Origin of the sequence: Paraburkholderia heleia NBRC 101817 (assembly GCF_000739775.1) — a bacterium.
Taxonomy (GTDB): Bacteria; Pseudomonadota; Gammaproteobacteria; order Burkholderiales; family Burkholderiaceae; genus Paraburkholderia; species Paraburkholderia heleia.
On the sequence record NZ_BBJH01000062.1, the window covers coordinates 1 to 24,189 of the forward strand.

19 protein-coding genes are annotated in these 24,189 nt (G+C 64.9%); 7 read left to right on the forward strand and 12 right to left on the reverse strand.

What is annotated here, in order from left to right; translation table 11 throughout:
• Positions 1-138 precede the first annotated feature (138 nt).
• Positions 139-702: a sigma-70 family RNA polymerase sigma factor gene (locus BHE01S_RS34085; protein WP_407669587.1), complete on the reverse strand. Its 564-nt coding sequence runs from the start codon at positions 700-702 to the stop codon at positions 139-141.
• A gap of 12 nt (positions 703-714) precedes the next feature.
• Positions 715-861, reverse strand: a complete 147-nt coding sequence (locus BHE01S_RS38210) for a hypothetical protein (RefSeq protein WP_157025810.1) — start codon at positions 859-861, stop codon at positions 715-717.
• Positions 862-1,392: 531 nt separating this feature from the next.
• Here BHE01S_RS38210 and hfq point away from each other — a divergent pair.
• Both hfq and BHE01S_RS37435 read left to right on the forward strand, forming a co-directional pair.
• A complete protein-coding gene (gene hfq / locus BHE01S_RS34090; RefSeq protein ID WP_042272475.1) occupies positions 1,393-1,893 on the forward strand; it encodes an RNA chaperone Hfq in 501 nt (166 codons plus the stop codon).
• A gap of 238 nt (positions 1,894-2,131) precedes the next feature.
• Entirely contained in the window at positions 2,132-2,320 is a 189-nt protein-coding gene (locus BHE01S_RS37435) for a hypothetical protein (RefSeq protein WP_084069560.1), read from the forward strand.
• A gap of 140 nt (positions 2,321-2,460) precedes the next feature.
• Here BHE01S_RS37435 and BHE01S_RS34095 read toward each other — a convergent pair whose 3' ends face one another.
• Entirely contained in the window at positions 2,461-3,207 is a 747-nt protein-coding gene (locus tag BHE01S_RS34095; RefSeq protein WP_042272479.1) for a DUF2968 domain-containing protein, read from the reverse strand.
• Between the two features lie 319 nt (positions 3,208-3,526).
• Here BHE01S_RS34095 and BHE01S_RS34100 point away from each other — a divergent pair, with 319 nt between their 5' ends.
• Complete coding sequence (locus BHE01S_RS34100; protein WP_042272482.1) at positions 3,527-3,991, forward strand: DUF2147 domain-containing protein; 465 nt, start codon at positions 3,527-3,529, stop codon at positions 3,989-3,991.
• A 119-nt stretch (positions 3,992-4,110) separates the two neighbouring features.
• On the opposite strand, the gene BHE01S_RS38215 is transcribed toward BHE01S_RS34100, so the two are convergent.
• From BHE01S_RS38215 to typA, 6 genes are all read right to left on the reverse strand, one after another.
• Entirely contained in the window at positions 4,111-4,572 is a 462-nt protein-coding gene (locus BHE01S_RS38215) for a transposase (protein WP_167337732.1), read from the reverse strand.
• Positions 4,573-4,709: 137 nt separating this feature from the next.
• Positions 4,710-5,807, reverse strand: a complete 1,098-nt coding sequence (zapE, locus tag BHE01S_RS34110) for a cell division protein ZapE (RefSeq protein WP_042272485.1) — start codon at positions 5,805-5,807, stop codon at positions 4,710-4,712.
• A gap of 117 nt (positions 5,808-5,924) precedes the next feature.
• Positions 5,925-7,355: a dihydrolipoyl dehydrogenase gene (gene lpdA, locus BHE01S_RS34115; protein WP_042272562.1), complete on the reverse strand. Its 1,431-nt coding sequence runs from the start codon at positions 7,353-7,355 to the stop codon at positions 5,925-5,927.
• A 101-nt stretch (positions 7,356-7,456) separates the two neighbouring features.
• Positions 7,457-8,728, reverse strand: a complete 1,272-nt coding sequence (odhB, locus tag BHE01S_RS34120) for a 2-oxoglutarate dehydrogenase complex dihydrolipoyllysine-residue succinyltransferase (protein WP_042272487.1) — start codon at positions 8,726-8,728, stop codon at positions 7,457-7,459.
• Positions 8,729-8,846: 118 nt separating this feature from the next.
• Positions 8,847-11,711, reverse strand: a complete 2,865-nt coding sequence (locus tag BHE01S_RS34125; RefSeq protein WP_042272489.1) for a 2-oxoglutarate dehydrogenase E1 component — start codon at positions 11,709-11,711, stop codon at positions 8,847-8,849.
• A gap of 337 nt (positions 11,712-12,048) precedes the next feature.
• The gene (gene typA / locus BHE01S_RS34130; RefSeq protein ID WP_042272490.1) at positions 12,049-13,875 is read right to left on the reverse strand and encodes a translational GTPase TypA; all 1,827 of its coding nucleotides are present in this window, start codon (positions 13,873-13,875) and stop codon (positions 12,049-12,051) included.
• A 409-nt stretch (positions 13,876-14,284) separates the two neighbouring features.
• Between typA and BHE01S_RS34135 the strand changes: the two genes are divergently transcribed.
• The 4 genes from BHE01S_RS34135 (at position 14,285) to BHE01S_RS34150 (ending at position 19,521) form a co-directional block, all read left to right on the forward strand.
• Positions 14,285-14,788, forward strand: a complete 504-nt coding sequence (locus BHE01S_RS34135) for a MarR family winged helix-turn-helix transcriptional regulator (protein ID WP_042272492.1) — start codon at positions 14,285-14,287, stop codon at positions 14,786-14,788.
• Between the two features lie 89 nt (positions 14,789-14,877).
• Positions 14,878-16,479: an efflux transporter outer membrane subunit gene (locus BHE01S_RS34140; RefSeq protein ID WP_042272496.1), complete on the forward strand. Its 1,602-nt coding sequence runs from the start codon at positions 14,878-14,880 to the stop codon at positions 16,477-16,479.
• A 77-nt stretch (positions 16,480-16,556) separates the two neighbouring features.
• Entirely contained in the window at positions 16,557-17,843 is a 1,287-nt protein-coding gene (locus tag BHE01S_RS34145) for an HlyD family secretion protein (RefSeq protein WP_042272502.1), read from the forward strand.
• Positions 17,844-17,955: 112 nt separating this feature from the next.
• Positions 17,956-19,521, forward strand: coding sequence for a DHA2 family efflux MFS transporter permease subunit (locus BHE01S_RS34150; protein ID WP_042272505.1), 1,566 nt, complete (start codon positions 17,956-17,958; stop codon positions 19,519-19,521).
• A gap of 100 nt (positions 19,522-19,621) precedes the next feature.
• Here the strand turns inward: BHE01S_RS34150 and truB are convergent, their stop codons facing one another.
• The 3 genes from truB to infB all read right to left on the reverse strand — a co-directional run bounded on the left by truB (position 19,622) and on the right by infB (position 24,108).
• Positions 19,622-20,590: a tRNA pseudouridine(55) synthase TruB gene (gene truB, locus BHE01S_RS34155; RefSeq protein WP_042272507.1), complete on the reverse strand. Its 969-nt coding sequence runs from the start codon at positions 20,588-20,590 to the stop codon at positions 19,622-19,624.
• A gap of 8 nt (positions 20,591-20,598) precedes the next feature.
• A complete protein-coding gene (gene rbfA / locus BHE01S_RS34160; RefSeq protein WP_042272510.1) occupies positions 20,599-20,964 on the reverse strand; it encodes a 30S ribosome-binding factor RbfA in 366 nt (121 codons plus the stop codon).
• Positions 20,965-21,150: 186 nt separating this feature from the next.
• Complete coding sequence (gene infB, locus BHE01S_RS34165; protein ID WP_042272513.1) at positions 21,151-24,108, reverse strand: translation initiation factor IF-2; 2,958 nt, start codon at positions 24,106-24,108, stop codon at positions 21,151-21,153.
• Positions 24,109-24,189 lie beyond the last annotated feature (81 nt).

Here is a 24,189-nt window from a genome sequence, read left to right on the forward strand (position 1 = left end):
CGAGACGCGCCTGCAGCGCCGCCCGCTCGCCCGCCGGCAGTTGGCCATCGACGAAAGCGCCCAACATCATAAGGTCCTCTTCGGGCGAAGCAGGCGGCACGCCTTCACCCTCGTGTTCGTGGCCGAGATCGTTGTCGTTCATCGTAGCGTCCCCACCACCCTGAGCGGCGCGGTGCGCTGCGCCGGATCGCGCCCCGCATCCTGCACCGGCCCCGTGTCAAGCAACGCCCGCAGATGCTCGCGCGCCCGCGACAGGCGCGACATCACCGTGCCCGCCGGCACTCCGAGCACTGCCGACGCCTCGCTGTAGCTCAACTCCTCCACGCACACGAGCAGCAGCACCTCGCGCTGCGCCGCCGGCAACGCATAGAGCGCACGCTGCAGATCGCGCAGCACGAGACCGTCCACCTCGCCGTGCGGCGCCTCGAGCGTGCGCCACGGCGCGGCTTCATCGTCGACGGCAATCTCGCGCCGGCCGCGCAACTGATCGATGTACAGATGGCGCAGGATGGTGAGCAGCCACGCGCGCAAATTGGTCTGCGGGCGAAACGAAGTCCAGCGCGAGAGCGCACGCTCCGCGGCGTCCTGCACGAGGTCGTCAGCCCAGGCGGGGTCGCCGGTCAGGGCGCGCGCATAGCGGCGCATGGGCCCGAGCTGCGCCACGACCTGCGCTTCGAACTCCGGCGACGGACGACGCAACACGCCGCACGCCGCTCAGTAGCCGCCACCCGACGAGCCGCCCGAACTGCTGGACGACCCCCCGCCCGAATTCATGTCGCTGCAGGCCGTGAGGCCGGCTCCCGCGACGCCTGCCAGCGCCGCACAAACGAGACACGCGAGAGCTTTGCGAAACCGCTCCATGATCACCTCCTTTGACAGTTCATCGCCGATATTGCGTTAAACGTTGCAGCCGGTGCGCTTATTCCGCGCAAGCGGCGATTTCGCCTTTCGTGTGCCGCCGCACGGAACGAAGCCCTCGGGCCCCGCGAGAATCGTTGCAAGCGGATCGAAATACAGCGTGTCAGCGGGCGATCCGGCCTCGAATCGGTCGAGCATGGCCCGCCGTCATGGACTACGCTGTGTGAGTGAGTGCATGCGCGTCGAAAGGTCGCGCGGGTCTGACGATCCGCGGGCGTATCGTCGGCAGGCCTCTTTCCGAAAACCGCGGTCGCTGCCATCGCAGCCTGTCATCCGGACGCGCCGCTTCCCGGCAGCCGACGACGAGGGACGCAGCGATGCATTTTTCGTCAATCTGCGGTCGCGGCCGCGAGCCGGTATAGTTCTGCAGTAAGCTTACTTCCCCGCACGCGCGCTTCACCGACAAGGTAGAATCGCGGCGAGCAAACGTTTCCAACTGATTGCGGCATTGCGCCGCCTGGCCAAACCTAGTCCATGCCTTCCGCAGAATCGCACCCGCAAAACGACTTCATGAATGCCGCGCGTAAGGAAAGAAAGCGCGTGGAAATTTATCTGGTCAACGGCATTCGCCTGACCGGATGCATCGAGTCGTTCGATCAGTACCTGGTGATGCTGCGCACGCCCGTCGGCCTGCAAGGCATCTACAAGCGCGCCATTTCGACCATCCAGCTCGACACCGGCACTCGTCCGGGTCCGCGCCCGGGCGGCGCTCGCAGCTCGCACGGCGAGCATACGAGCCGCGGCCCGCACGGCAGTCACGGCGGCCATGGCCCGCGCGAACAACGAGAACCGCGTGAATCGCGCGAGCCGCGTGAGAACTGGTCGGCGCCGTCCGGCGCGCCATCGGGCGCATCGAGCGCCCCCGGCAACGACCGTGGCGCCCAGGACGGCCCCGTCGTCGTCACGCGCCGCCGCCGCCTCTACGGCGCGGTGAACAACGGCGGCAACGGCGGCGAAGGCTCGGGCAACAGCTGAGCCGCTGCTGGCTGGCGCACCCGCTGCACGGTGCGCCAGTCGCGTCGATCTTCAGTACGGCACGGGCGCGCCTTGGCGCGCCCGCTTGTTTGCGCGCGCCGATTCTTGTACTGCGGTGCAGACGGTGGAACGAAACGGAACGCGACCGCTTCCGAGACGGTCTGACAGCCGTGGCTTGCGGTCACGATTCTGGCTTTGCGTTATTCTGGTCGTAACGCATATCGCCACGGAGACCGCCATGAGCGCATCCAAGCCGAAAGCCCCGCAACCCTCACAGAAAGATCCGCTCGACGAAGCCCTCGACGAAACCTTCCCGGCCAGCGATCCGATCGCCGTCGATCCCTCGCCTACTGGCGCTCAGCCGAAACCCCATTCCGCAGACGAAACCCACAAGGGCCGCGACGCGCATCGCCACGGCAAGCATTGAGCGCGGCCTGAACGATCGCATCATGAAAAAAGGCGGAACGTCCATGACGTTCCGCCTTTTGCGTGCTGCATCCGGGTGTTTCGCTCGCCCCGTCGCACGATGGGGCGCCTGGCGGGCGCCGGCGCGCCACCTGCCTGCGATCAGCGGATCGGCAGACCGCCTTCCACTTGTTGCTGCAGTTCGCGCACCTGACGCTGAACCGTGCGCAGCTGCGCCTGGGCAGCCGTCTTCTGCGCCTGCAATGCGTTCGCCTGATCGCGGCCCTGCTTCTGCTGGTCCGCAACAAGCGCCTGCTGCTCGCGCGCGATGGCGAGATCCGCCTGGAGCCGGTTCGCGTGATCCTGTGTGAGCGCGATCATGCGGTCCGTGAATGCCTTCTGCGCTTCGAGGCGCGTGCGGCGGATTTCCACCTCGGCGAGCTGTCCCGACTTCACCGCGAAGTCGTGATAGATAGCTTCAGCGCGCATCTCGTCGCTCGTCTTGATCACGCGCCAGAAGGTCTTGTTCTGGAATAGCGTGACGTAGTACGTCATTTCCTTGCCGTAAAACAGCAAGCTTGCCCCATACGAGCCGTTGTAGGTCGTGCGCAGCTCGGCGAGCTCCTGGCCCCGCAGCATCTGCTGCAGCTCGGCGACGTTGCCCGCCGCGTTTTGCTTCGCTTCATCCGGCGTGAGCCCGCCCGGCGGGCTCGCTGCCAGAGGCAGCGCTGGGGTCGCGGCCTGCTCGTCCTGCACGGCGGGTGCGGCGTTGGTCTGTGCTACGGGCGCCGCTGCTGCATTCGCTGCAGCTGAATTGTCAGGCGGCGTCTGTGCGCAGCCCGTACCGATTCCCCCGATTAATACCAGCGCCGCCAAGGCGGTGCGACGAACTCTCCACTTGTAGTCCATGTAGTACCTGTTTTGAACAGTTCTAATTTTTACAAATCGGCACAATTATTACTCACTTTCACGTGTTTCGGGTCCCTCGTAGAAAATTTACCGATTGCGTGTCTTTTCCCACAACACCCGGCAAGTATTTTTCAGGGAATTGTGCGGTGTTCTGCATCGCCGGCCGTTCTGGTCCAACGGGACGAGGAGGCCGACCAGACTAGAGTGCCTTCTCTCAAACGCGCGCGGCGCTTTCCAGTATCCTGCCCTCACCTTGCGGCGCGCCAGGCGCGACGCACGGTCAGCATCGACACGACAAACAACATCAGTGGAGGAAGACATGAACCTGGTCATGGGACGCGCGGTACGCCATGTTGCGCTTGCGAGTGCACTGCTGTGCGGCGCCCTCGCCGCGCACGCTCAAACCGACACGCCAGTCGGCGTCTGGCAGACCATCGACGATCACACCGGCCAGCCGAAGGCGCTCGTGCAGATCAGCGCCGACGCCAACGGCGACCTGAGCGGCAAGGTCATCAAGGGACTCGGCGCGAACGACCAGCCCGACCGGCGCTGCACGGCCTGCACCGACTCGCGCAAGGATCAGCTGATCCTCGGCATGACGATCATCGACAGCATGAAGAAGACCGCTGAGGGCTATGACGGCGGGCACATTCTCGACCCCGAGAACGGCAAGGTGTACCGGTGCAAGATGCATACGGAAGACGGCGGCCAGAAACTCGTCGTGCGCGGCTATATGGGCATTTCGCTGCTTGGACGCTCACAGACGTGGGTACGTCAGCAGTGAATGCATGAGTGAGCGGATCGACCTGCGGACCGGTGCTCGAACCGGCAGGAGACCTGAGAGACGAAACCGGCCGAAGCGCATACACGAGCCGCTTCGGCCCGCCTTCCCAGGCGTCGACGTTACACTCTGTGACGATACACGCACCGGTAGCGAAAAGGCGGCGATGACGCGGACGCCACCGATACGAACGCCGAATTGCGCACCGTGTTGCGCGCCGAATTGCGCACCGCCTTCTGCCTGCGCGCTGCCTTTTCTGCGCGGCTCGCGCGCTTGCGCATGCGCGCTTCGATGGTGTCGCACAACCTCACGCCGTCTTCGCCGAACAACTCGCCCATCACGCGCTTGAGCGCGCCGGTGTAGTGCCACGTCTTGAAGCGGCGATGGCAGGTTTGATACGAAGGGTAGCGGCGCGGCATGGCCGACCAGTTCGCACCGCTGTACATGACCCACAGCACGCCATTGAGCACCGCGCGCGTATTGGTGAGCGGCCGCCCGCGCAGCTCGGTGCGCGGGCGCAGTTCGGGCAGGAGCAGCATCACGCGCTGCCATTCGTCGTCGGTAATATCGCGATGCGGGGTCATGGCGGATCCTTTGTCAGAGGGTGTGCCGACAAACGATATCCACCCGCCCCCGCCGCCCATATCAGACGAGTCCGAATCCTGAAAAACGTGGCGCAGCTGCGCCCACGGGCCGCACTTGTGGCGCGGGCGCCGTGCGCTCAGGTCAAGGCCGTATCGACGATGCGGCGCGGCGTTTCGAGATACTCCTTCGACTGCATTTCGACGATGCGCGACACCGTGCGCGTGAACTCGTTGGCCATCGGGCCTTCCACGTAGAGGTCTTCGGGCGGCACCGCGGCCGACATCAGCAGCTTGACCTTGTGGTCGTAGAACACGTCGATGAGCCAGGTGAAGCGGCGTGCTTCGGACTGCATACGAGGCGTCATCTGCGGCACGCCGGAGAGGATCACGGCGTGGAAGCGGCTCGCCAGTTCCAGATAGTCGTTCTGCGAGCGCGGCCCGCCGCACAGCGTCGCGAAATCGAACCACACGACGCCATCGGCCTTGCGCAGCGCCTTCAGTTCGCGCTTTTCGATGCGCAGCAGCGGGCTTTCGTCGGGGACTGCAGCGAGCTGCGCGAACGAGTGGCGCAACGCCTTGTCGGCGGCGGCGCCGAGCGGCGTGTGATAGACCTCGACCTGCGCAAGCGTGCGCTGTCGATAGTCGACGCCCGCATCGACGTTGAGCACGTCGAGCTGACTCTTGATCAACTCGATCGCCGGCAGCATGCGGTCGCGATGCAGGCCGTCGGGATAGAGCAGATCGGGATCGTAATTGGACGTCATCACGAACTGCACGCCGTTCTCGAAGAGACGGTCGAGCAGACGGTAGAGGATCATCGCGTCGGCGATATCCGAGACGTGGAATTCGTCGAAGCAGATCAGTCGATAACGCTTTGCAATGCGGCGCGCGAGTTCGTCGAGCGGATCGGCCTGGCCCTTGAGTTCTTCGAGCTCACGGTGCACCTCGCGCATGAATTCGTGAAAGTGCAGACGCGTCTTGCGCTGCAGCGGCACGACCGCATAGAAGCTGTCCATCAGGAAGCTCTTGCCGCGCCCCACGCCGCCCCACATGTACACGCCGCGCGGCAGGTCGGGGTGAATGAGGAACTTCTTGAAGGCGTTCGAACGCCGCGACTTGTATGCGACCCACTCGTCGTAGCACCGCTGCAGCCGGTCGATCGCGGCGCGTTGCGCCGTATCGGGCTGGTATCCCCGCTTCTGCAGTTCGTTTTCGTAGTATTCGGTGACGTTCATTTTCCGGGTCGCAAATGAGCAAAGGCGGGAGAGCAAAAGCCCACCCGCCTCCGTACGTGATGCCGGGTATTGCGGAGCAGAGCAGCCCAATAAAGCCGGCCGCCCCGCCCTTGGCGCTTACATGTTCAGCGCGCGCTTGTCAGTGGCGAGTGCAGCTTCGCGCATGACTTCGGACAGCGACGGGTGCGGATGGCAGATGCGGCCGATGTCTTCGGCGGCAGCCTTGAATTCCATCGCCACCACGGCTTCCGCGATCAGGTCCGATGCGTTGGCCGAGATGATGTGCACGCCGAGCAGCTCGTCGGTTTTGGCATCGGCGATCATCTTCACGAAGCCGTCCGACTTGTTGATGCCCAGTGCGCGGCCGTTCGCCATGAACGGGAACTGGCCCGTCCTGATTTCACGGCCTTCTGCCTTGAGCTGCTGCTCCGTCTTGCCGACCCATGCGATTTCCGGCTCGGTGTAGATCACCCACGGAATGCAGTTGTAGTCGATGTGCGGCTTCTGGCCGTCGATGATCTCGGCCACCAGCACGCCTTCGTCTTCGGCCTTGTGCGCGAGCATCGGGCCGCGCACCACGTCGCCGATCGCGTACACGTTCGGCACCGACGTTGCGCAGTGGCCGTCCACGTCGATGAAGCCACGCTCGTTGGCCTTCAGGCCGATCGCTTCGAGACCGAGGTTGTCGGTGTTCGGCACGCGGCCAACCGACACGATCAGGCGGTCGGCTTCGAGCACTTGCGCGTTGCCGTCCTTGTCCGTGTAGTGGATCGTGACGTTCTTGTCCGTCGCCTTGACTTCGCCCACCTTCACGCCGACGTGAATGTCGAGACCCTGCTTCTTGAAGAGCTTCGCCGCTTCCTTCGCGAGCGCCTGGTCGGTCGCGCCGAGGAATTCCGGCAGCGCTTCGAGGATCGTGACGTCGGCACCGAGGCGGCGCCACACCGAGCCCAGTTCCAGACCGATCACGCCTGCGCCGATCACAGCCAGCTTCTTCGGCACGCTGTCGAACGTGAGCGCGCCTTCGTTGTCGGAGATGATCTTGTTGTCGACCGGAATGCCAGGCAGATGACGCGCCTTCGAGCCCGTCGCGATGATCACGTTCTTCGCCGTGACGACTTCGGTTTCGCCTTCGCCGCTCACTTCGATCTGCACGCCGGCTTCGCTCTTGCCGGTGAACTTGCCATGGCCCTTGAGCCACGTGATCTTGTTCTTGCGGAACAGGAATTCGATACCCTTCGTCATCTTCTCGACGATGCCTTCCTTGCGGGCGAGCATCTTCGCGACGTCGATCTTCACGTCGGAGACGTTGATGCCGTGATCGGCCAGGTGATGCTGGGCGTTCTCGAACTCTTCCGACGAGGCGAGCAGCGCCTTCGACGGAATGCAGCCGACGTTCAGGCAGGTGCCGCCGAGCTTCAGCGCGCCGGCCGGGTTCTTCCACTTTTCGATACACGCAACCGACTTGCCGAGCTGCGCGGCGCGGATCGCCGCGATATAGCCGCCGGGGCCGGCGCCGATCACGACGACGTCAAATTCTTTGGACATGGTCATCCTTTCGAGACGTGAGCGCGGCACGCGGAGCCCGATTTCCGGAGTCCGCGCGCACGGCGCTCAGTATGAGACTTGATGCTTGATGAGGCCGATCTTTACAGGTCGAGCAGCAGACGAGCCGGATCTTCCAGCGCGTCCTTCATCGCGACCAGCGACAGGACGGCTTCGCGGCCGTCGATGATGCGGTGGTCGTACGACATCGCGAGGTAGTTCATCGGGCGGATCACGATCTGGCCGTTCTCCACCACGGCGCGTTCCTTCGTGGCATGCACGCCGAGGATCGCCGACTGCGGCGGGTTGATGATCGGAGTCGAGAGCATCGAGCCGAACACGCCGCCGTTCGAGATCGAGAACGTACCACCCGTCATTTCTTCGATCGAAAGCTTGCCGTCCTTGGCCTTCTGGCCGAATTCGGCGATCTTCTTCTCGATGTCGGCGAGGCTCATCTGGTCTGCATTACGCAGGATGGGCACCACCAGACCGCGCGGCGAACCGACCGCGATACCGATGTCGAAGTAGCCGTGATAGACGATGTCGTTGCCGTCGATCGACGCGTTGACGAGCGGGAACTTCTTGAGGGCGTGAACCGCGGCCTTCACGAAGAACGACATGAAGCCGAGCTTCACGCCGTGTTCCTTCTCGAACTTGTCCTTGTACTTGTTGCGCAGCTCCATGACCGGCGCCATGTTCACTTCGTTGAACGTCGTGAGGATGGCGTTGGTTTGCTGCGACTCGAGCAGACGCTCGGCGATACGCGCACGCAGACGCGACATCGGCACGCGCTGTTCCGGACGGTCGTTGAGCCAGCTCGCAGCCGAGGCCGGTGCGTTGACTTGCGGCAGCGACGGCTTGGCGGCAGCCGGCTTCGCAGCCGGTGCGGCCGCGGGAGCGGCCTTCGGCGCGCCCGCGCCCAGCACGTCCTGCTTCGTGATGCGGCCGTCACGGCCGGTGCCGGCGACGTCGCCGCCCGACAGACCCTTCTCGGCCATCAGCTTGTTCGCTGCGGGCGAGGCGATCGCGCTGCTTGCCGTCGATGCGGCAGCGGCTGCGACCGGAGCGGCAGCCGGTGCAGCGGTGGGCGCAGCAGCCACGGCGGCTGCGGGAGCCGCAACGGCGCCAGCCTTGGCTTCCGTGTCGATCTTCGCGATCACTTGTTCGCTCGTGACGGTTGCGCCGTCGCCCACGAGGATCTCGGCCAGCACGCCGGCAGCCGGCGCGGGCACTTCGAGCACGACCTTGTCGGTTTCGATCTCGATGACGACTTCGTCCTGGGCGATCGCTTCGCCCGGCTTCTTCTTCCACTGCAGCATCGTGCCTTCCGACACCGACTCCGAAAACTGCGGGACCTTCACTTCTACGATAGCCATGTGATTTTCCTGAATACTTTTTCGGGGACATCCCCGTATGACGAACCGGGTCGCGCACTTGAGCGCGGGAAAGCGCGCGTTGAATCCGCACGCTTTCCCGGTTCGATTGCCCTAGTGCTTACTTCGCGACCTGCGCGCCCTTCAGGCGGCCGAATGCACCTTCGATCAGCGCCTTCTGCTGCTCGTAGTGCTTCGCGTAGTAGCCAACAGCCGGCGATGCGGAAGCAGGACGGCCGCTGTACGCGAGCTTCATGCCTTCCTTCATGCCTTCCTTCAGGTGGTGCTCGATGTAGAACCACGGGCCCTGATTCTGCGGCTCGTCCTGCACCCAGACCACTTCGGTCGCGTTGTCATACTTCTTCAGCTCCGCTTCGAACTGCTTGTGCGCAAACGGATAGAGCTGTTCGATACGGATGATCGCGACGTCGTTCGCCTTTGCTTCGCGGCGGTGTGCGACGAGGTCGAAGTACACGCGGCCCGAGCAGGCGACCACGCGCTTGACCTTCTTCGCGTCGATCGCTTCGTCCACTTCGCCGATGACCGGCTGGAACGTGCCCTTCGCCAGTTCGGACAGATCCGACACGGCTTCCTTGTGACGCAGCAGCGACTTCGGCGTGAAGATGATGAGCGGCTTGCGGAACAGACGGATCATCTGGCGACGCAGCACGTGGAAGATCTGGGCCGGCGTGGTCGGCTGAACGACCTGCATGTTGTGCTCGGCGCACAGCTGCAGGAAACGCTCGATACGCGCCGACGAGTGCTCCGGGCCCTGGCCTTCGTAGCCGTGCGGCAGCAGCATCGTGAGACCCGACACGCGGCCCCACTTCACTTCGCCCGACGAGATGAACTGGTCGATCACGACCTGCGCACCGTTGACGAAGTCGCCGAACTGGCCTTCCCACGCGACGAGCGTGTTCGGCTCGGCGGTCGAGTAGCCGTATTCGAAGCCCAGCACGGCCTCTTCCGAGAGCACCGAGTCGATCACCGTGAACTGCGCCTGGTTCTCGCCGATGTTCTGCAGCGGCACGTACGTGCCGTCGTCCCAACGTTCGCGGTTCTGGTCGTGCAAAACCGCGTGGCGGTGCGTGAACGTGCCGCGGCCCGAGTCCTGGCCCGTCAGGCGAACGGCGTAGCCCGAAGCGACCAGCGATGCAAACGCGAGGTGTTCGCCCATGCCCCAGTCGAGCTTCGCTTCGCCCTTGCCCATCGCGCGGCGGTCGTTGATGACGCGCTCGACGAGCGGGTGAACCTTGAAGTTCTCGGGGATCGTGGTGATGCGCTCAGCCAGACGCTTGAGTTCGGCGAGCGGCACTGCCGTATCGGCGGCGTCGGTCCACTTGCGGTTCAGGAACGGAACCCAGTCCACCGCGTACTTGCTCTTGTAGTTCGAGAGCACGGGGTCGACCGTATGGTGGCCTTCGTCCATCGCGGCGCGGTAGGCCTTGACGTAGTTGTCCGCGTCTTCAGCCGTGATCAGACCTTGCTGCACGAGCTTCTCGGCGTACAGCGCGCGGGTGCCCGGGTGCTTCGCGATCGTCTTGTACATCAGCGGCTGCGTGACCGCCGGCGTGTCCTGCTCGTTGTGGCCGAGCTTGCGGAAGCAGATGATGTCGACCACGACATCCTTGTGGTACTGCATGCGGAATTCGACCGCGAGCTGGATAGCCAGCACGACCGCTTCCGGATCGTCGCCGTTCACGTGCAGCACCGGCGCTTCGATCATCTTGACCACGTCGGTACAGTAGAGCGTCGAACGCGCGTCGCGCGGGTCCGAGGTCGTGAAGCCGATCTGGTTGTTGATGACGATGTGCAGCGTGCCGTGCGTGCCGTAGCCGCGCGTTTGCGCGAGGTTCAGCGTTTCCATCACGACGCCCTGGCCTGCGAAGGCCGCGTCGCCGTGGATCTGCACCGGCAGCACCTGCAGGCCGTCTGCATCGCCGCGGCGATCCATACGGGCCTTCGCCGAACCTTCGACCACCGGGTTGACGATTTCGAGGTGCGACGGGTTGAACGCGAGCGACAGGTGGACCGGGCCGCCTTCGGTCGCGACGTCCGACGAGAAGCCTTTGTGGTACTTCACGTCGCCTGCCGGCAGGTCGTCGACGTGCTTGCCTTCGAATTCGGCGAAGAGGTCAGCCGGCATCTTGCCGAGCGTATTGACGAGCACGTTCAGACGGCCACGGTGAGCCATGCCGATGACGATTTCCTGCACGCCCTTCGCGCCGGCGTGACGAACGACTTCGTCCATCGCGGCGATGAAGGACTCGCCGCCTTCGAGCGAGAAGCGCTTCTGGCCGACGTACTTGGTGTGCAGGAAGCGCTCGAGGCCTTCGGCGGCCGTCAGGCGCTGCAGGATGTGCTTCTTCTTGTCAGCCGTGAAGTTGGGCGTCGAGCGGATCGACTCGAGACGCTCCTTCCACCAGCGCTTTTGTTCGGGATCGCTGATGTACATGTACTCGGCGCCGAGCGTGCCGCAGTACGTATCGCGCAGCGCCTTGACGATCTCGCGCAGCGACGCGCGCTCGAAACCGAAGTACAGGTTCGTGGCGCTGAACGTCTGGTCCATGTCGGCTTCAGTGAAGTCGTAGAACGCAGGCTCGAGTTCGGGAATGTTCGGACGTTCGCGGCGCTTGAGCGGATCGAGATTGGCCCATTGCGAGCCGAGGAATCGATAGGCGCCAATCAGGGACTGAACGTAGACTTGCTTGCGTGCCGTGGCGAGGTCTTCGCCGCCGCCGCGCGGAATAAATGCGTTGGCCTTCGCGCGTTGGGCGAAGGATTCGACGATCGGCCCGTGGGCGATGTCGTTGTCGGCCGTGCCACTCGACGACGGCACGTTTTGCAGTGCGTCGAAGTATTCACGCCAGGTGTCCGGAACGGACGCAGGGTTGTCAAGATATGCTTCGTATAGCTCTTCGACATACGGAGCATTGCCGCCGAACAAATAGGAGTTCAGCTGGAATTGCTTCATCGTTTCCGACATTTACGCTCACCTTTCTTCGAGTTTCTCGAGAAATAGCGGGTTACTCAACCTTCCGCGCCACGGCCTGACCGTTTAGCGGATTGCGAATCAAGTCTGCTTGGAAGGACCTAAATCATGCATCCGCGGAGTATAGCGCATATGCGCATCTCGCCACAGGATGCAATGCGACCGAACACCACGCGGGAAGCCTTTCTACACGGGCCCTTGCGGCATTCGCAACGCACTCTTCCTGCACCGCAATGCAATCCCCGCCAGACGCAAAAAAGCCGCCCGTAAAGCGGCGGCTTTTCTGTGAGTCTGTTTGCATTGCAGTGCGGAAAAGCGCTAAAAGTGCAAATTACTCGGCAGCGCCTTCGCGGCTCGCGCGGCGACGCTCGTGCTCTTTGAGGTGACGCTTGCGCAAACGGATCGACTGCGGCGTGACTTCCACGAGTTCGTCGTCGTCGATGAACTCCACAGCGTATTCGAGCGACATCTGGATCGGCGGCACGAGGCGCACGGCTTCGTCGGTGCCCGAGGCGCGCACGTTGGTGAGCTGCTTGCCCTTGATCGGGTTCACGACGAGGTCGTTGTCGCGGCTGTGAATGCCGATGATCATGCCTTCGTACAGCGCGTCGCCCGGCTTCACGAACATGCGGCCGCGGTCCTGCAGCTTCCACAGTGCGTAGGCGACGGCGGCGCCGTCGTCCTGCGAGATCAGCACGCCGTTGCGGCGCTCGCCGAGCGTGCCTTCCTTGACCGGGCCGTAGGCGTCGAACACGTGGCTCATGAGGCCCGTGCCGCGCGTGAGCGTCATGAACTCGCCCTGGAAGCCGATCAGGCCGCGGGCCGGAATGCGGTACTCGAGACGCGTGCGGCCGCGGCCGTCCGAAGCCATGTCGAGCATTTCGCCCTTGCGGCGGCCCAGTTCTTCCATCACCCCGCCCTGGTGGCCGTCCTCGACGTCCACGGTCAGCAGTTCGTACGGCTCCTGCTTCACGCCGTCGACTTCGTGCAGCACCACGCGCGGACGCGACACGGCCAGCTCGTAGCCTTCGCGGCGCATGTTTTCGATCAGGATCGTGAGGTGCAGTTCGCCACGGCCCGACACTTCGAACGTCGTTTCGTCGCCGGTGTCCTTCACGCGCAGCGCGACGTTGTGGTTCAGCTCCTTCGTGAGACGGTCGCGGATCTGGCGGCTCGTCACGAACTTGCCTTCGCGGCCTGCGAGCGGCGACGAGTTCACGAGGAAGTTCATCGTCAGCGTGGGCTCGTCCACCGTGATCATCGGCAGCGCTTCGGGGGTGTCGACCGCGCAGATCGTCGCGCCGATGCCGATGTCTTCGATGCCGTTGATCAGCACGATGTCGCCGGCTTCGGCCGATTCGACCTGCACGCGCTCGAGGCCGCTGAACGACAGCACCTGGTTGATCTTGCGGTTCATGACCTCGCCTTCCGGACCGAAGCGCAGCGCCACTTGCTGACCCGGCTTGATGCGGCCGCGCTTGATACGGCCCACGCCGATACGGCCGACGTAGGTCGAGTAGTCGAGCGAGGTGATCTGCAGCTGCAGCGGGCCTTCCGGATCGGCGTCGCGCACCGGCACGTGCTCGAGGATCGCCTCGAACAGGGGACGCATGTCGCCTTCGCGCGCGTCGGCGGAAAGCGACGCATAGCCGTTCAAACCCGAGGCGTACACCACCGGGAAGTCGAGCTGCTCTTCGGTCGCGCCGAGCTTGTCGAACAGGTCGAAGGTCTGGTTGATCACCCAGTCGATACGAGCGCCCGGACGGTCGATCTTGTTGACGACGACGATCGGCTTCAGGCCGAGCGCGAGCGCCTTCTTCGTGACGAAGCGCGTTTGCGGCATCGGGCCTTCCACGGCGTCGACGAGCAGCAGCACCGAGTCGACCATCGAGAGCACGCGCTCCACTTCGCCGCCGAAGTCGGCGTGGCCCGGGGTGTCGACGATGTTGATGTGAGTGCCTTCGTACTCGACCGCGCAGTTCTTCGCGAGAATCGTGATCCCGCGCTCTTTTTCGATGTCGTTCGAGTCCATGACGCGTTCGGCGACCTGCTGGTTGTCGCGGAAGGTGCCGGACTGGCGCAGCAGTTGGTCGACGAGCGTGGTCTTGCCGTGGTCGACGTGGGCAATGATGGCGATGTTGCGAAGAGCGCGGGACATAGGAACCTGGGTACAGTTGAGTGCGCCGCGCATGCCCTGCTGGCAGGCCCGGCGAGGGCGCGCGGCCGCCGCTTCGATCCGCCCCGCAACGACTGCCGGCGGGTCAATTCAGCATCGCTGCAATGACGCACTTTGGGAACCTGAAATTATAGCACGCGCGGATGAATTGATCTCGCGCATATCAGGGAGCACCCTGGATCGGGGCGGCCGGCGTCGCAACCGCGCAACGCGGGCAAGGATCCGGTGAGCACCCGGCGCGGCGCTCACGCCGCATTTTCCCATGCTCATGGGGCGGGATTAAGCCCCTACTCTGCAAAGGTTTCTCGGCAAAGGCAGAATAAACCTTGCCGCGTCAACTAACCGCCCCTATAATCCCTGCCTGGTCAACCATTGCAGTCGCAGCAGAATCATGACGGATCCGACTCCCACGCCCCCGCCCGAAGTCCGCGACTACGACCTCGGCGAGAGCGTCGGCTACCTGATCTCGCGGGTGAAATCGACCATGTCGAACATGGTCACCCAGCGCGCCGTTGCCGAACTCGGCGTCACGAGCCAGCAGGCCAGCATCCTCTTCATGGTGGCGAGCGGCAAATGCACGCTCGCGGCCGAACTCGCGCGCGATTACGGCATCGACGCGAGCGCCGTCACGCGGCTCGTCGACCGGCTGGAGAAGCGCGGACTCCTGCAGCGCGTGCGCAGTTCCGAAGACCGCCGCGCGGTGCGCCTTGCGCTTACGCCCGAGGGCCTTGCCATCGCCGCTCGCATGCCGGCGATTTTCCGCAGCGTCACGGAGCAGCTCTCCGCCGGATTCACGCCAGAGGAAGTCGGTTTCCTGAAGAGCATGTTGCGGCGGATTCTTTCGAATAGCTGCGAAGCTAGCCAGAATTCGAACCCGAATCCGCCTGCAAATTGATGACGGGGCAAGCAAATTTGAAATCGCCGAACAAGAAAATAGCTGCATCGTCCAGTATCACTACACACTCTCATGTATCGAGACGAGCCATGAAATCCCAATCCGGGTTTGCGCCAGTTCCGGCCGTGCGGGCGCTGTCCTGTCGGGCGGCGGTCGCCGCCGCGGTCGCGGCGCTCGCCCTTTCGGGTTGCGCGAACTACATCGGCATCAAGAGCGACAAGACCATCGATCAGCCGCAGCAGTTCGAAAGCTCGCAGAGCATTCCGGCGCAAGGCGGCCAGTGGCCCACGCTCGACTGGGCGAACCAGTTCGGCGACCCGCAGCTGCCCAGGCTGATCGACGAGGCGCTCGAAGGCAGCCCCACCATCGCCCAGGCGCAGGCGCGCCTTGCCAAGGCGTCGTCGTATATCGAAACCTCGCGCTCGGCGCTTTTCCCGAAGGCCGACCTGAGCTATTCGTGGACCCGCGAGCTGTACTCGGCCAACGCCCTCTTCCCGCCCCCGTACGGGGGCACCTGGTATAGCGAGAACAACGTGCTCGCCAGCGCCTCGTGGGATCTGGACCTCTGGGGCAAGAACCGTCAGCGCCTCGCGCAAGCCGTTTCCGCGCAGCGTGCCGCACAGGCCGACATGCAGCAGGCGCGCATCACGCTCGCCTCCTCGGTTGCGCGCACGTACAACCAGCTCGCCCAGCTCTACGAACTGCGCGACATCGCCGTGCACGAGATCGACAACCGCAAGACGATCGGCACGATCACGAACGGGCGCGTGGCGGCGGGCCTCGACACCAACGTCGAGAAGCAGACCGCGAACGGCAACATCGCGACGAGCCAGGCGAACCTCTCGCAGATCGACGGCCAGATCGAAACTGTGCGCTATCAGCTCGGCGCGCTGCTCGGCAAGGGCCCCGACCGCGGCCTGCAGATCGCAAAACCGGTGCTCAATCCGGCCGCCAACGTCGCGCTGCCCGACAATCTGCCCGCCGACCTGCTCGCGCGCCGCCCCGACATCGTCGCCGCGCGCTGGCAGGTGGAAGCCGCGATGCACGACGTGAAGGAAGCCAAGGCCGAGTTCTATCCCGACGTGAACCTTGCGGCGGGCTTCGGCTTCGACGCGTTCGGATGGGGCAAATTCCTGAACTTCACGAGCCGCCAGGCGAACATCGGCCCGGCCGTGCATTTGCCGCTCTTCGACGCGGGCGCATTGCGCGCGCAACTGAAGGGCCGCTACGCCGACTTCGAGCTCGATGTGGCGAACTACAACCAGACGCTCATCGGTGCGTTCCAGGACGTGGCGACCGACGTGTCGACGATCCGCTCGGCCGACCGGCAACTGGTGGACGCCGATCGCGCGCTCGACGCTTCGACCAAGGCCTGGGAGCTCGCGGTGATCCGCTACAAGGCGGGGCTCTCCGAGCAGCTTCAGGTGCTCACGGCCGACCAGAACCGCCTCGCCGCGGAGCAGACAGTGTCGAACCTGAAGGCGCAGCGCCGCGACCAGCAGATGGCGCTCATCAAGTCGCTCGGCGGCGGCTTCGAAGCACAAGGCGCCGGTATCACGCCGCCAGCCGAAGTCGGCAGCGAAGCGCGTGGCCAGAGCGACGTGAACGGCGCGCCGTGGCGCGGTACGCGCTCGCCGCAGAACGCGGCGGCAGCGACGAACGCGGCCAACGCTGCGCCTGCGTCGAACTGAGTGTCGAACTGGGCGCCGAGCCGCACGCGAACATCAAAAACTGAACGAACAGCACGCAAGCATCCGGAGATCCTTCCATGAGCACCCCCCAGCAGCCGGCAGCCAATCCGCAGCCGAACGCGAACAGCGGCAAGCGCAAGCGCATGATGACGCTGCTTGTCCTCGTGATCGTGATCGCGGCCGTTGCCTACGGCCTCTACTACTTCCTCGTCGCGCGCTTCACCGAAAGCACGGACGACGCCTACGTGAACGGCAACGTCGTGCAGATCACGCCGCAGGTCACCGGCACGGTGATCGCGCTGAAAGCGGACGACACCCAAACGGTGAACGTCGGCGACCCGCTCGTGCTGCTCGACCCGGCCGACGCGCGCGTCACGCTCGAGCAGACTGAAGCTCAACTCGCGCAGACGGTGCGCCAGGTGCGCGGCCTCTTCGCCGACGACAGCCAGTACGAAGCGCAAGTCGCCCAGCGTCAGTCCGACCTCTCGCGCGCGCAAGACGACCTGCGCCGCCGCATGCTGGTCGCGCAGACGGGCGCCGTCTCGCAGGAAGAGATCTCGCACGCGCGCGACGCCGTGCGCAGCGCCGAAGCCGCGCTCGAAGCCGCCCAGCAGCAGCTCGCCGCGAACCGCGCGCTGACCGCGAACACGACCATCGCCGATCACCCGAACGTGGAGGCCGCCGCAGCCAAGGTGCGCGACGCCTATCTGGCGAACGCGCGCAACACGCTGCCCGCGCCGGTGACCGGCTACGTGGCCAAGCGCTCGGTGCAGGTGGGCCAGCGCGTCGCGCCGGGCAATCCGCTCATGTCGGTGGTGCCGCTGAACTCGCTGTGGGTCGACGCCAACTTCAAGGAAGTGCAGCTCAAGCACATGCGCATCGGCCAGCCGGTCGAAATGACGGCCGACGTGTACGGTTCGTCGGTCGTCTATCACGGCAAGGTGGTGGGCTTCTCGGCGGGCACGGGCTCGGCCTTCTCGCTGCTGCCCGCGCAGAACGCGACGGGTAACTGGATCAAGGTGGTGCAGCGCCTGCCGGTGCGTATCTCGCTCGATCCGGAAGACCTGCAGAAGCACCCCCTGCGTATCGGCCTCTCGATGCAGGTGGACGTGAACATCCGCAACGATTCGGGCACGCAGCTCGGCAATGCGCAGAACACGGTCTATGAGACCGATGTGTTCGCCAAGTACGGCGCAGAAGCCGACGCGGAAATCGCGCGCATCATCGCCGAAAACGCCGGTCCGAATGCGCACAAGGCGGTCAGTAGCGCAGCCGGCAACGCTGGCGGCAGCGCGGCCGGCAGGGCAGCCGTCAAGGCGCAGGTGACGTCCGCTCACGCAGCGCAGCCCGGCGCAAAAGGCTGAAAGGCTGATTGAAGCCCTGATAAAAAGCACTCGCAACGCCGGCGCGGGCTGATCCTCAGCCCGCGCCGCTTTGTTTCGCGCAGCCTCCAGCAGGTCAACAAGAAAGGACGCAATGGCAGCAGCACAACAACCCGTCGCGCATCCGCCGCTACAGGGCGCGCAACTCGTGATCGGCACCATCGCGGTGTCGCTCGCGGTGTTCATGAACGTGCTCGACACCTCGATCGCGAACGTGTCGATCCCATCGATCTCGGGCGACCTCGGCGTGTCGTCGGACCAGGGCACGTGGGTCATCACCTCGTTCGCGGTGGCCAACGCGATTTCGGTGCCGCTCACGGGCTGGCTCACCGACCGTATAGGCCAGGTGCGCCTTTTCATGGCGTCGATCATCCTGTTCGTGATCTCGTCGTGGATGTGCGGCCTCGCGCCCACGCTGCCCTTCCTGCTCGCCTCGCGCGTGCTGCAAGGCGCCGTGGCCGGCCCGATGATCCCGCTTTCGCAAACGCTGCTGCTCGCGAGCTATCCGCGCGCGAAGGCGCCCATGGCGCTCTCGATGTGGTCGATGACCACACTGATCGCGCCGGTGGCGGGCCCGATTCTCGGCGGCTGGATCTCCGACAACATCTCGTGGCCCTGGATCTTCTACGTGAACATCCCCGTCGGTATCGTGGCCGCGTTCGCGACGTGGGCCATCTTCCGCAACCGCGATTCGGTCGTGAAGAAGGCCCCGATCGACGGCGTGGGCCTCGCGCTCCTCATCGTCTGGGTGGGGTCGCTGCAGGTGATGCTCGACAAGGGCAAGGACCTCGACTGGTTCTCGTCGACCACGATCGTCGTGCTCGCGCTCACCGCCATCATCGCGTTCGCGTTCTTCGTGGTGTGGGAGCTGACCGCCGATCACCCTGTAGTCGACCTGTCGCTGTTCGCGCGGCGCAACTTCACGGGCGGCACGATCGCGCTTTCGGTGGGCTACGGCCTTTACTTCGGCAACCTCGTGCTGCTGCCGCTGTGGCTGCAAACGGACATCGGCTACACCGCCACCGACGCGGGTCTCGTGATGGCGCCCGTGGGCTTCTTCGCGATCCTGCTCTCGCCGATCACGGGCAAGATCCTGCCGCGCACCGACCCGCGCTATATCGCGACCACGGCGTTCATCGTGTTCGCGCTGTGCTTCTGGATGCGTTCGCGCTATACCACGGGGGTGGACACCTGGGCGCTCACGCTGCCGACGCTCATCCAGGGCATCGGCATGGCGGGCCTCTTCATTCCGCTCGTATCGATCACGCTTTCGGGTCTGCCGGGCCATCGCATTCCTGCCGCCTCGGGCCTGTCGAACTTCGTGCGGATCATGTGCGGCGGTATCGGCACCTCGATCTTCGAGACGGCATGGGATCACCGCACGACGTTTCACCACGCGCGCCTGACCGAAGTGGCGACACCGACCAACCCGGTCTTCAACCAGTCGATGCAGCAGTTCCAGGGCGCGGGTCTCGATCCTTCGCAGGCGCATGGGCTGTTCGACCGGATGCTCTCGCAGCAGGCCGCGCAGCTTGGTGTAAACGACCTGTTCTGGATTTCCTCGGTGATCTTCATCGTGCTGATCGCGCTGATCTGGATCACGCGCCCCGAGCGCGCCGGTGGAGCGGACGCGGGTGCGGCAGCCTCGGCGGCGCATTGAGGTCGATGCGCCAGCCTTACGGCTGTCGATAGAGAAACGGCACGTCGTTGAACCGGCGTGCCGTTTTTGCTTGTGCGCTCGCAGCGCGAATTGCGCTCGCTCAGGCGGCGCCGCTCACGACCAGCCGCTCCGGCGCAAGTACGCCATTGGCGGCCTTCGCGACGCCGAGCAGGCGCCCGTCTAGCGCGTACACACGCACGCGTTCAGCCGCTTCGCACACCGCGCGATCGAGCAGCAGCTCGTTGAGCGGCAAGCGCTGGCCATGCGCGAAGCGGCGCGCCGCTTCAGCGTCGAGCGTCACGGCGGGGAATGTGGAGAGCAGCGCATCGACGGGGCGCAGCCAGGTGTCGCGCTCGGACTCGTCGGCGGCAGTGAGCGCGTCGAGCGTCACCGCATGCTCGAGCGTGAGCGCGCCCACCCCCGTGCGCCGCAGCATCACGAGATGCGCGCCGCAACCCAGCGCCTCGCCGATATCTTCAGCAAGCGTGCGGACGTACGTGCCCTTGCTGCACGTCACGCGAAACGTGACCTCGGGAACCTCGGGAAGCGCGCAGGCGATCATCTCCAGCGCAAGGATCTTCACCTCGCGCCCTTCGCGCTCGACCGTCTGGCCCGCACGCGCATATTCATAAAGCGGCTTGCCGTCGCGCTTGAGCGCCGAATACATCGGCGGCACCTGCACGATGTCGCCGAGAAAGCGCGTCATCGCTTCGCGCACAGTGGCTTCGTCGCAGGCGACCTCGCGCGTTTGGATCGTCTCGCCTTCGGCGTCGCCGGTGGCCGTGCGAATGCCGAGGCGCATGGTCGCCTCGTAGGTCTTGTCGGCTTCGAGCAGATCCTGCGAAAACTTGGTCGCCTCGCCAAAGCACAGCGGCAGCAGACCCGACGCGAGCGGGTCGAGCGTGCCCGTGTGGCCGGCCTTCTTCACGCGGTACAGGCGCTTCGCACGAATCAGCGCGTCGTTGCTGGAAAGTCCAATGGGCTTGTCGAGCAGCAGCACGCCGTCGAGCAGACGGCGCGGGACCCTGGGCCGCCCCGCGCCCGGATTCTGTTTCGATGATGCAGTCATTGCCCGCGTCAGTCGTCCTTCGCGCGCGTCGCGTTCGCCTCGTCGATCAGGCGCGACATCTCGACACCTTTCTCGACCGACTGGTCATAGTGGAAATGCAGCGTCGGCACCGTGTGAATGTGCAGGCGCTTGAAGAGCTGGTTGTGCAGATGGCCTGCGGCGTGATTGAGCGCTTCCTGCGTGGTCTTCGGGTCGCCCGTGAGGGTCGTGAAGTAGACCTTGGCGTGCGCGTAGTCGGGAGTCAGTTCGACGCTCTGGATCGTCACGAGCCCGATGCGCGGGTCCTTCACTTCGCGCATGAGTTCAGACAGGTCGCGCTGGATCTGATCCGCGATCTGCACGTTGCGGTTTGGGGAAGTACGTTTTTTCGGCATGATGGTTCCACCTCTCGATCTGCGAGGCATTCAGGCGGCATGGCGTCCATGAAGGCGCATAGGCACCGCGCAAAAAAACAAAACGGGCGGGGCTGGCCAGCGCCTGCCCCGCCCGTTATCGGCATACCCGCGGCATACCCGCGGCCAGGCGGGCGGCCCGGAGGCCGGCCCGCGGGCGCCGCTGTATTACAGCGTGCGCGCGACTTCGGTGATCTCGAACACTTCGAACTGGTCGCCTTCGACGATGTCGTTGAAGTTCTTGATCGACATACCGCACTCGAAGCCTTGCTTGACTTCCTTGACGTCGTCCTTGAAGCGCTTGAGCGAGTCGAGTTCGCCGGTGTGAATGACCACGTTGTTGCGCAGCACGCGCACCGACGACGAACGCTTGACGATACCGTCCGTGACCATACAGCCCGCCACCGTGCCGACCTTCGGCACCTTGAAGACCTGGCGCACTTCGACCATGCCGGTGATGACTTCGCGCTTCTCCGGCGCCAGCATGCCCGACATCGCCGCCTTCACCTCATCCACTGCGTCATAGATGATGTTGTAATAGCGGATATCCACGCCGTTCGTTTCGGCAAGCTTGCGCGCCAGTGCGTCGGCTCGCGTGTTGAAGCCGATGATGACCGCCTTCGAAGCCGTTGCCAGATTGACGTCGCTTTCGCTGATGCCACCCACCGCGGCGTGCACGATCTGCACACGCACTTCGCCCGTCGAGAGCTTGAGAAGCGCATGAACCAGCGCTTCCTGCGAGCCCTGCACGTCGGCCTTGACGATGAGCGGGAGGTTCTGCACTTCGCCTTCGCCCATTTGCTCGAGCATGTTTTCGAGCTTCGCGGCCTGCTGCTTCGCGAGCTTGACGTCGCGGAACTTGCCTTGACGGAACATCGCGATTTCGCGCGCCTTGCGCTCGTCCGGCAGGACGATGACTTCTTCGCCCGCGCCCGGCACTTCCGAAAGACCCTGGATCTCGACCGGAATCGACGGGCCCGCTTCCTTCGTGGGCTTGCCGGTTTCGTCGAGCATGGCGCGAACGCGGCCGTAGGCGCTGCCCGCCAGCACGACGTCGCCGCGATTGAGCGTACCCGACTGGACGAGGATCGTTGCAACCGGACCCTTACCCTTGTCGAGCTTCGCTTCGATCACGAGACCCTTCGCCGGGGCTTCCACAGGCGCCTTCAGTTCCAGCACTTCGGCTTGCAGCAGCACGTTTTCGAGCAGGTCGTCGATGCCCGCGCCGGTTTTCGCCGACACCGGCACGAACGGCGAGTCGCCGCCGTACTCTTCCGGCACGACGCCTTCGGCCACGAGCTCCTGCTTCACGCGCTCGGGATTCGCATCGGGCTTGTCGATCTTGTTGATCGCCACGACGAGCGGGACACCCGCAGCCTTGGCGTGCGAGATCGCCTCCTTCGTTTGCGGCATCACGCCGTCGTCGGCTGCGACCACCAGAATGACGATGTCGGTTGCCTTCGCACCGCGAGCACGCATGGCCGTGAAGGCCTCGTGACCCGGCGTATCGAGGAACGTGATGACGCCGCGCGGCGTTTCCACGTGGTACGCGCCGATGTGCTGCGTAATGCCGCCCGCTTCGCCCGCGGCAACCTTGGCGCGGCGGATGTAGTCGAGCAGCGAGGTCTTGCCGTGGTCGACGTGGCCCATGACCGTGACGACCGGAGGACGCGGCAGTTGCTCGGCGTCCGTGGACGTCGCCTGCCCTTCGACCAGCAGCGCTTCCGGATCGTCGAGCTTGGCGGCAACCGCACGGTGGCCGAGTTCCTCGACGATGATCATCGCCGTTTCCTGATCGAGCATCTGGTTGATGGTGACCATCTGGCCCATCTTCATCATCGCCTTGATGACTTCCGATGCCTTCACGGACATCTTGTGCGCGAGGTCGGCCACCGTGATGGTTTCCGGCACGTGCACTTCGCGCACGATCGGCTCGGTCGGCGCCTGGAACGTCGAAGCGTCCTGGTGACGGCCACGGCCCTTCGGGCCGCCGCGCCAGCCGCGGTCCACGCCGCCCGACGAGTCGCCGCGCGTCTTGATGCCACGGCGCTTGGCCGCGTCGTCCTGCCAGCCGCCCTTGCCCGCACCCGGCTTCTTGTTGCGGTCGCCCGCGCCGGCACCCGGCGCGCTCGTCGAAGGCGCGGCCGTCGTGGCCGGCTTCTTCGCCGCGGCGCCTGCACCGGCGGCCGGACGTGCCGGCGCACCTTCCGGACGGGCCGGCTTGTGCAGCGTGCCCTTGGCTTCAGCGGGCTTGGCCGGCTCGACGGGCTTGGGCGGCTCGGGCGCCTTCACCTGCGCCTTGCGCGGCGTGTTCATCATTTCGCGGATCGCGCGCGCTTCGGCTTCGGCAGCCGCGCGGCGGCGGGCGATCTCGTCCTGTTCCTTCTGCGCCTTTTCGACGGCTTCGCGTGCGGCGGCTTCGGCCTTCTGGGCCGCTTCGCGCTGCGCGGCGCGCTCGGCTGCGGCGCGCTGTTCTTCCTGCTGGTCCTGCTCTTGCTTCACTTCTTTCGCTTCCGCTTCGGCGTTGCGCTGCGCGGCCACGGCCTGAGCGGCCAGTTCGCGAGCCGCGGCATCGGCCGCCGCCTTCTTCTTTGCCGCTTCTTCTTCGGCACGGCGGCGCTCGGCCTCGGCGGCCTCTTCGCGCGCACGGCGCTCCGACTCTTCGCGCGCGAGCAGTTCCTGGCGCTCCTTGAGCTCCTGAGCCTGAAGCTCGAGCAGTTCCGCCTCGCGGCGCGCTTCTTCCTCGCGGCGCTGCAGCTCCGCCTCTTCGGCGGCAGCGGCTGCCTCGGCTGCATGATTCGATGCCTCCGCCTCACCGGCGGACTCGTCGCGGCGGACGAACGTGCGCTTCTTGCGCACCTCGACCTGAATGGTGCGAGCCTTACCCGTCGAATCGGACTGCTTGATCTCCGACGTATGCCGTTTCGTCAGCGTGATCTTGCGCTTGTCTGCATCAGTCGAGCCGTGAGACTTGCGCAAGTGATCGAGCAGACGCGCCTTGTCGGTCTCCGACAAGGCATCGCTCTCGCTCGCTTTCGTGACACCCGCCGCCTGCAGCTGCTCGAGCAGCACGCCGGCAGGCATTTTCAGTTCCGCGGCAAATTGGGCTACGTTGTTACTCGCCATTCATTCCTCTTAATGCAAGGACCGATTCCTTGCGGTTGACATCGGGTCATGCGGCCTTCGGTGCCTCGCGTCCTGCAAGGC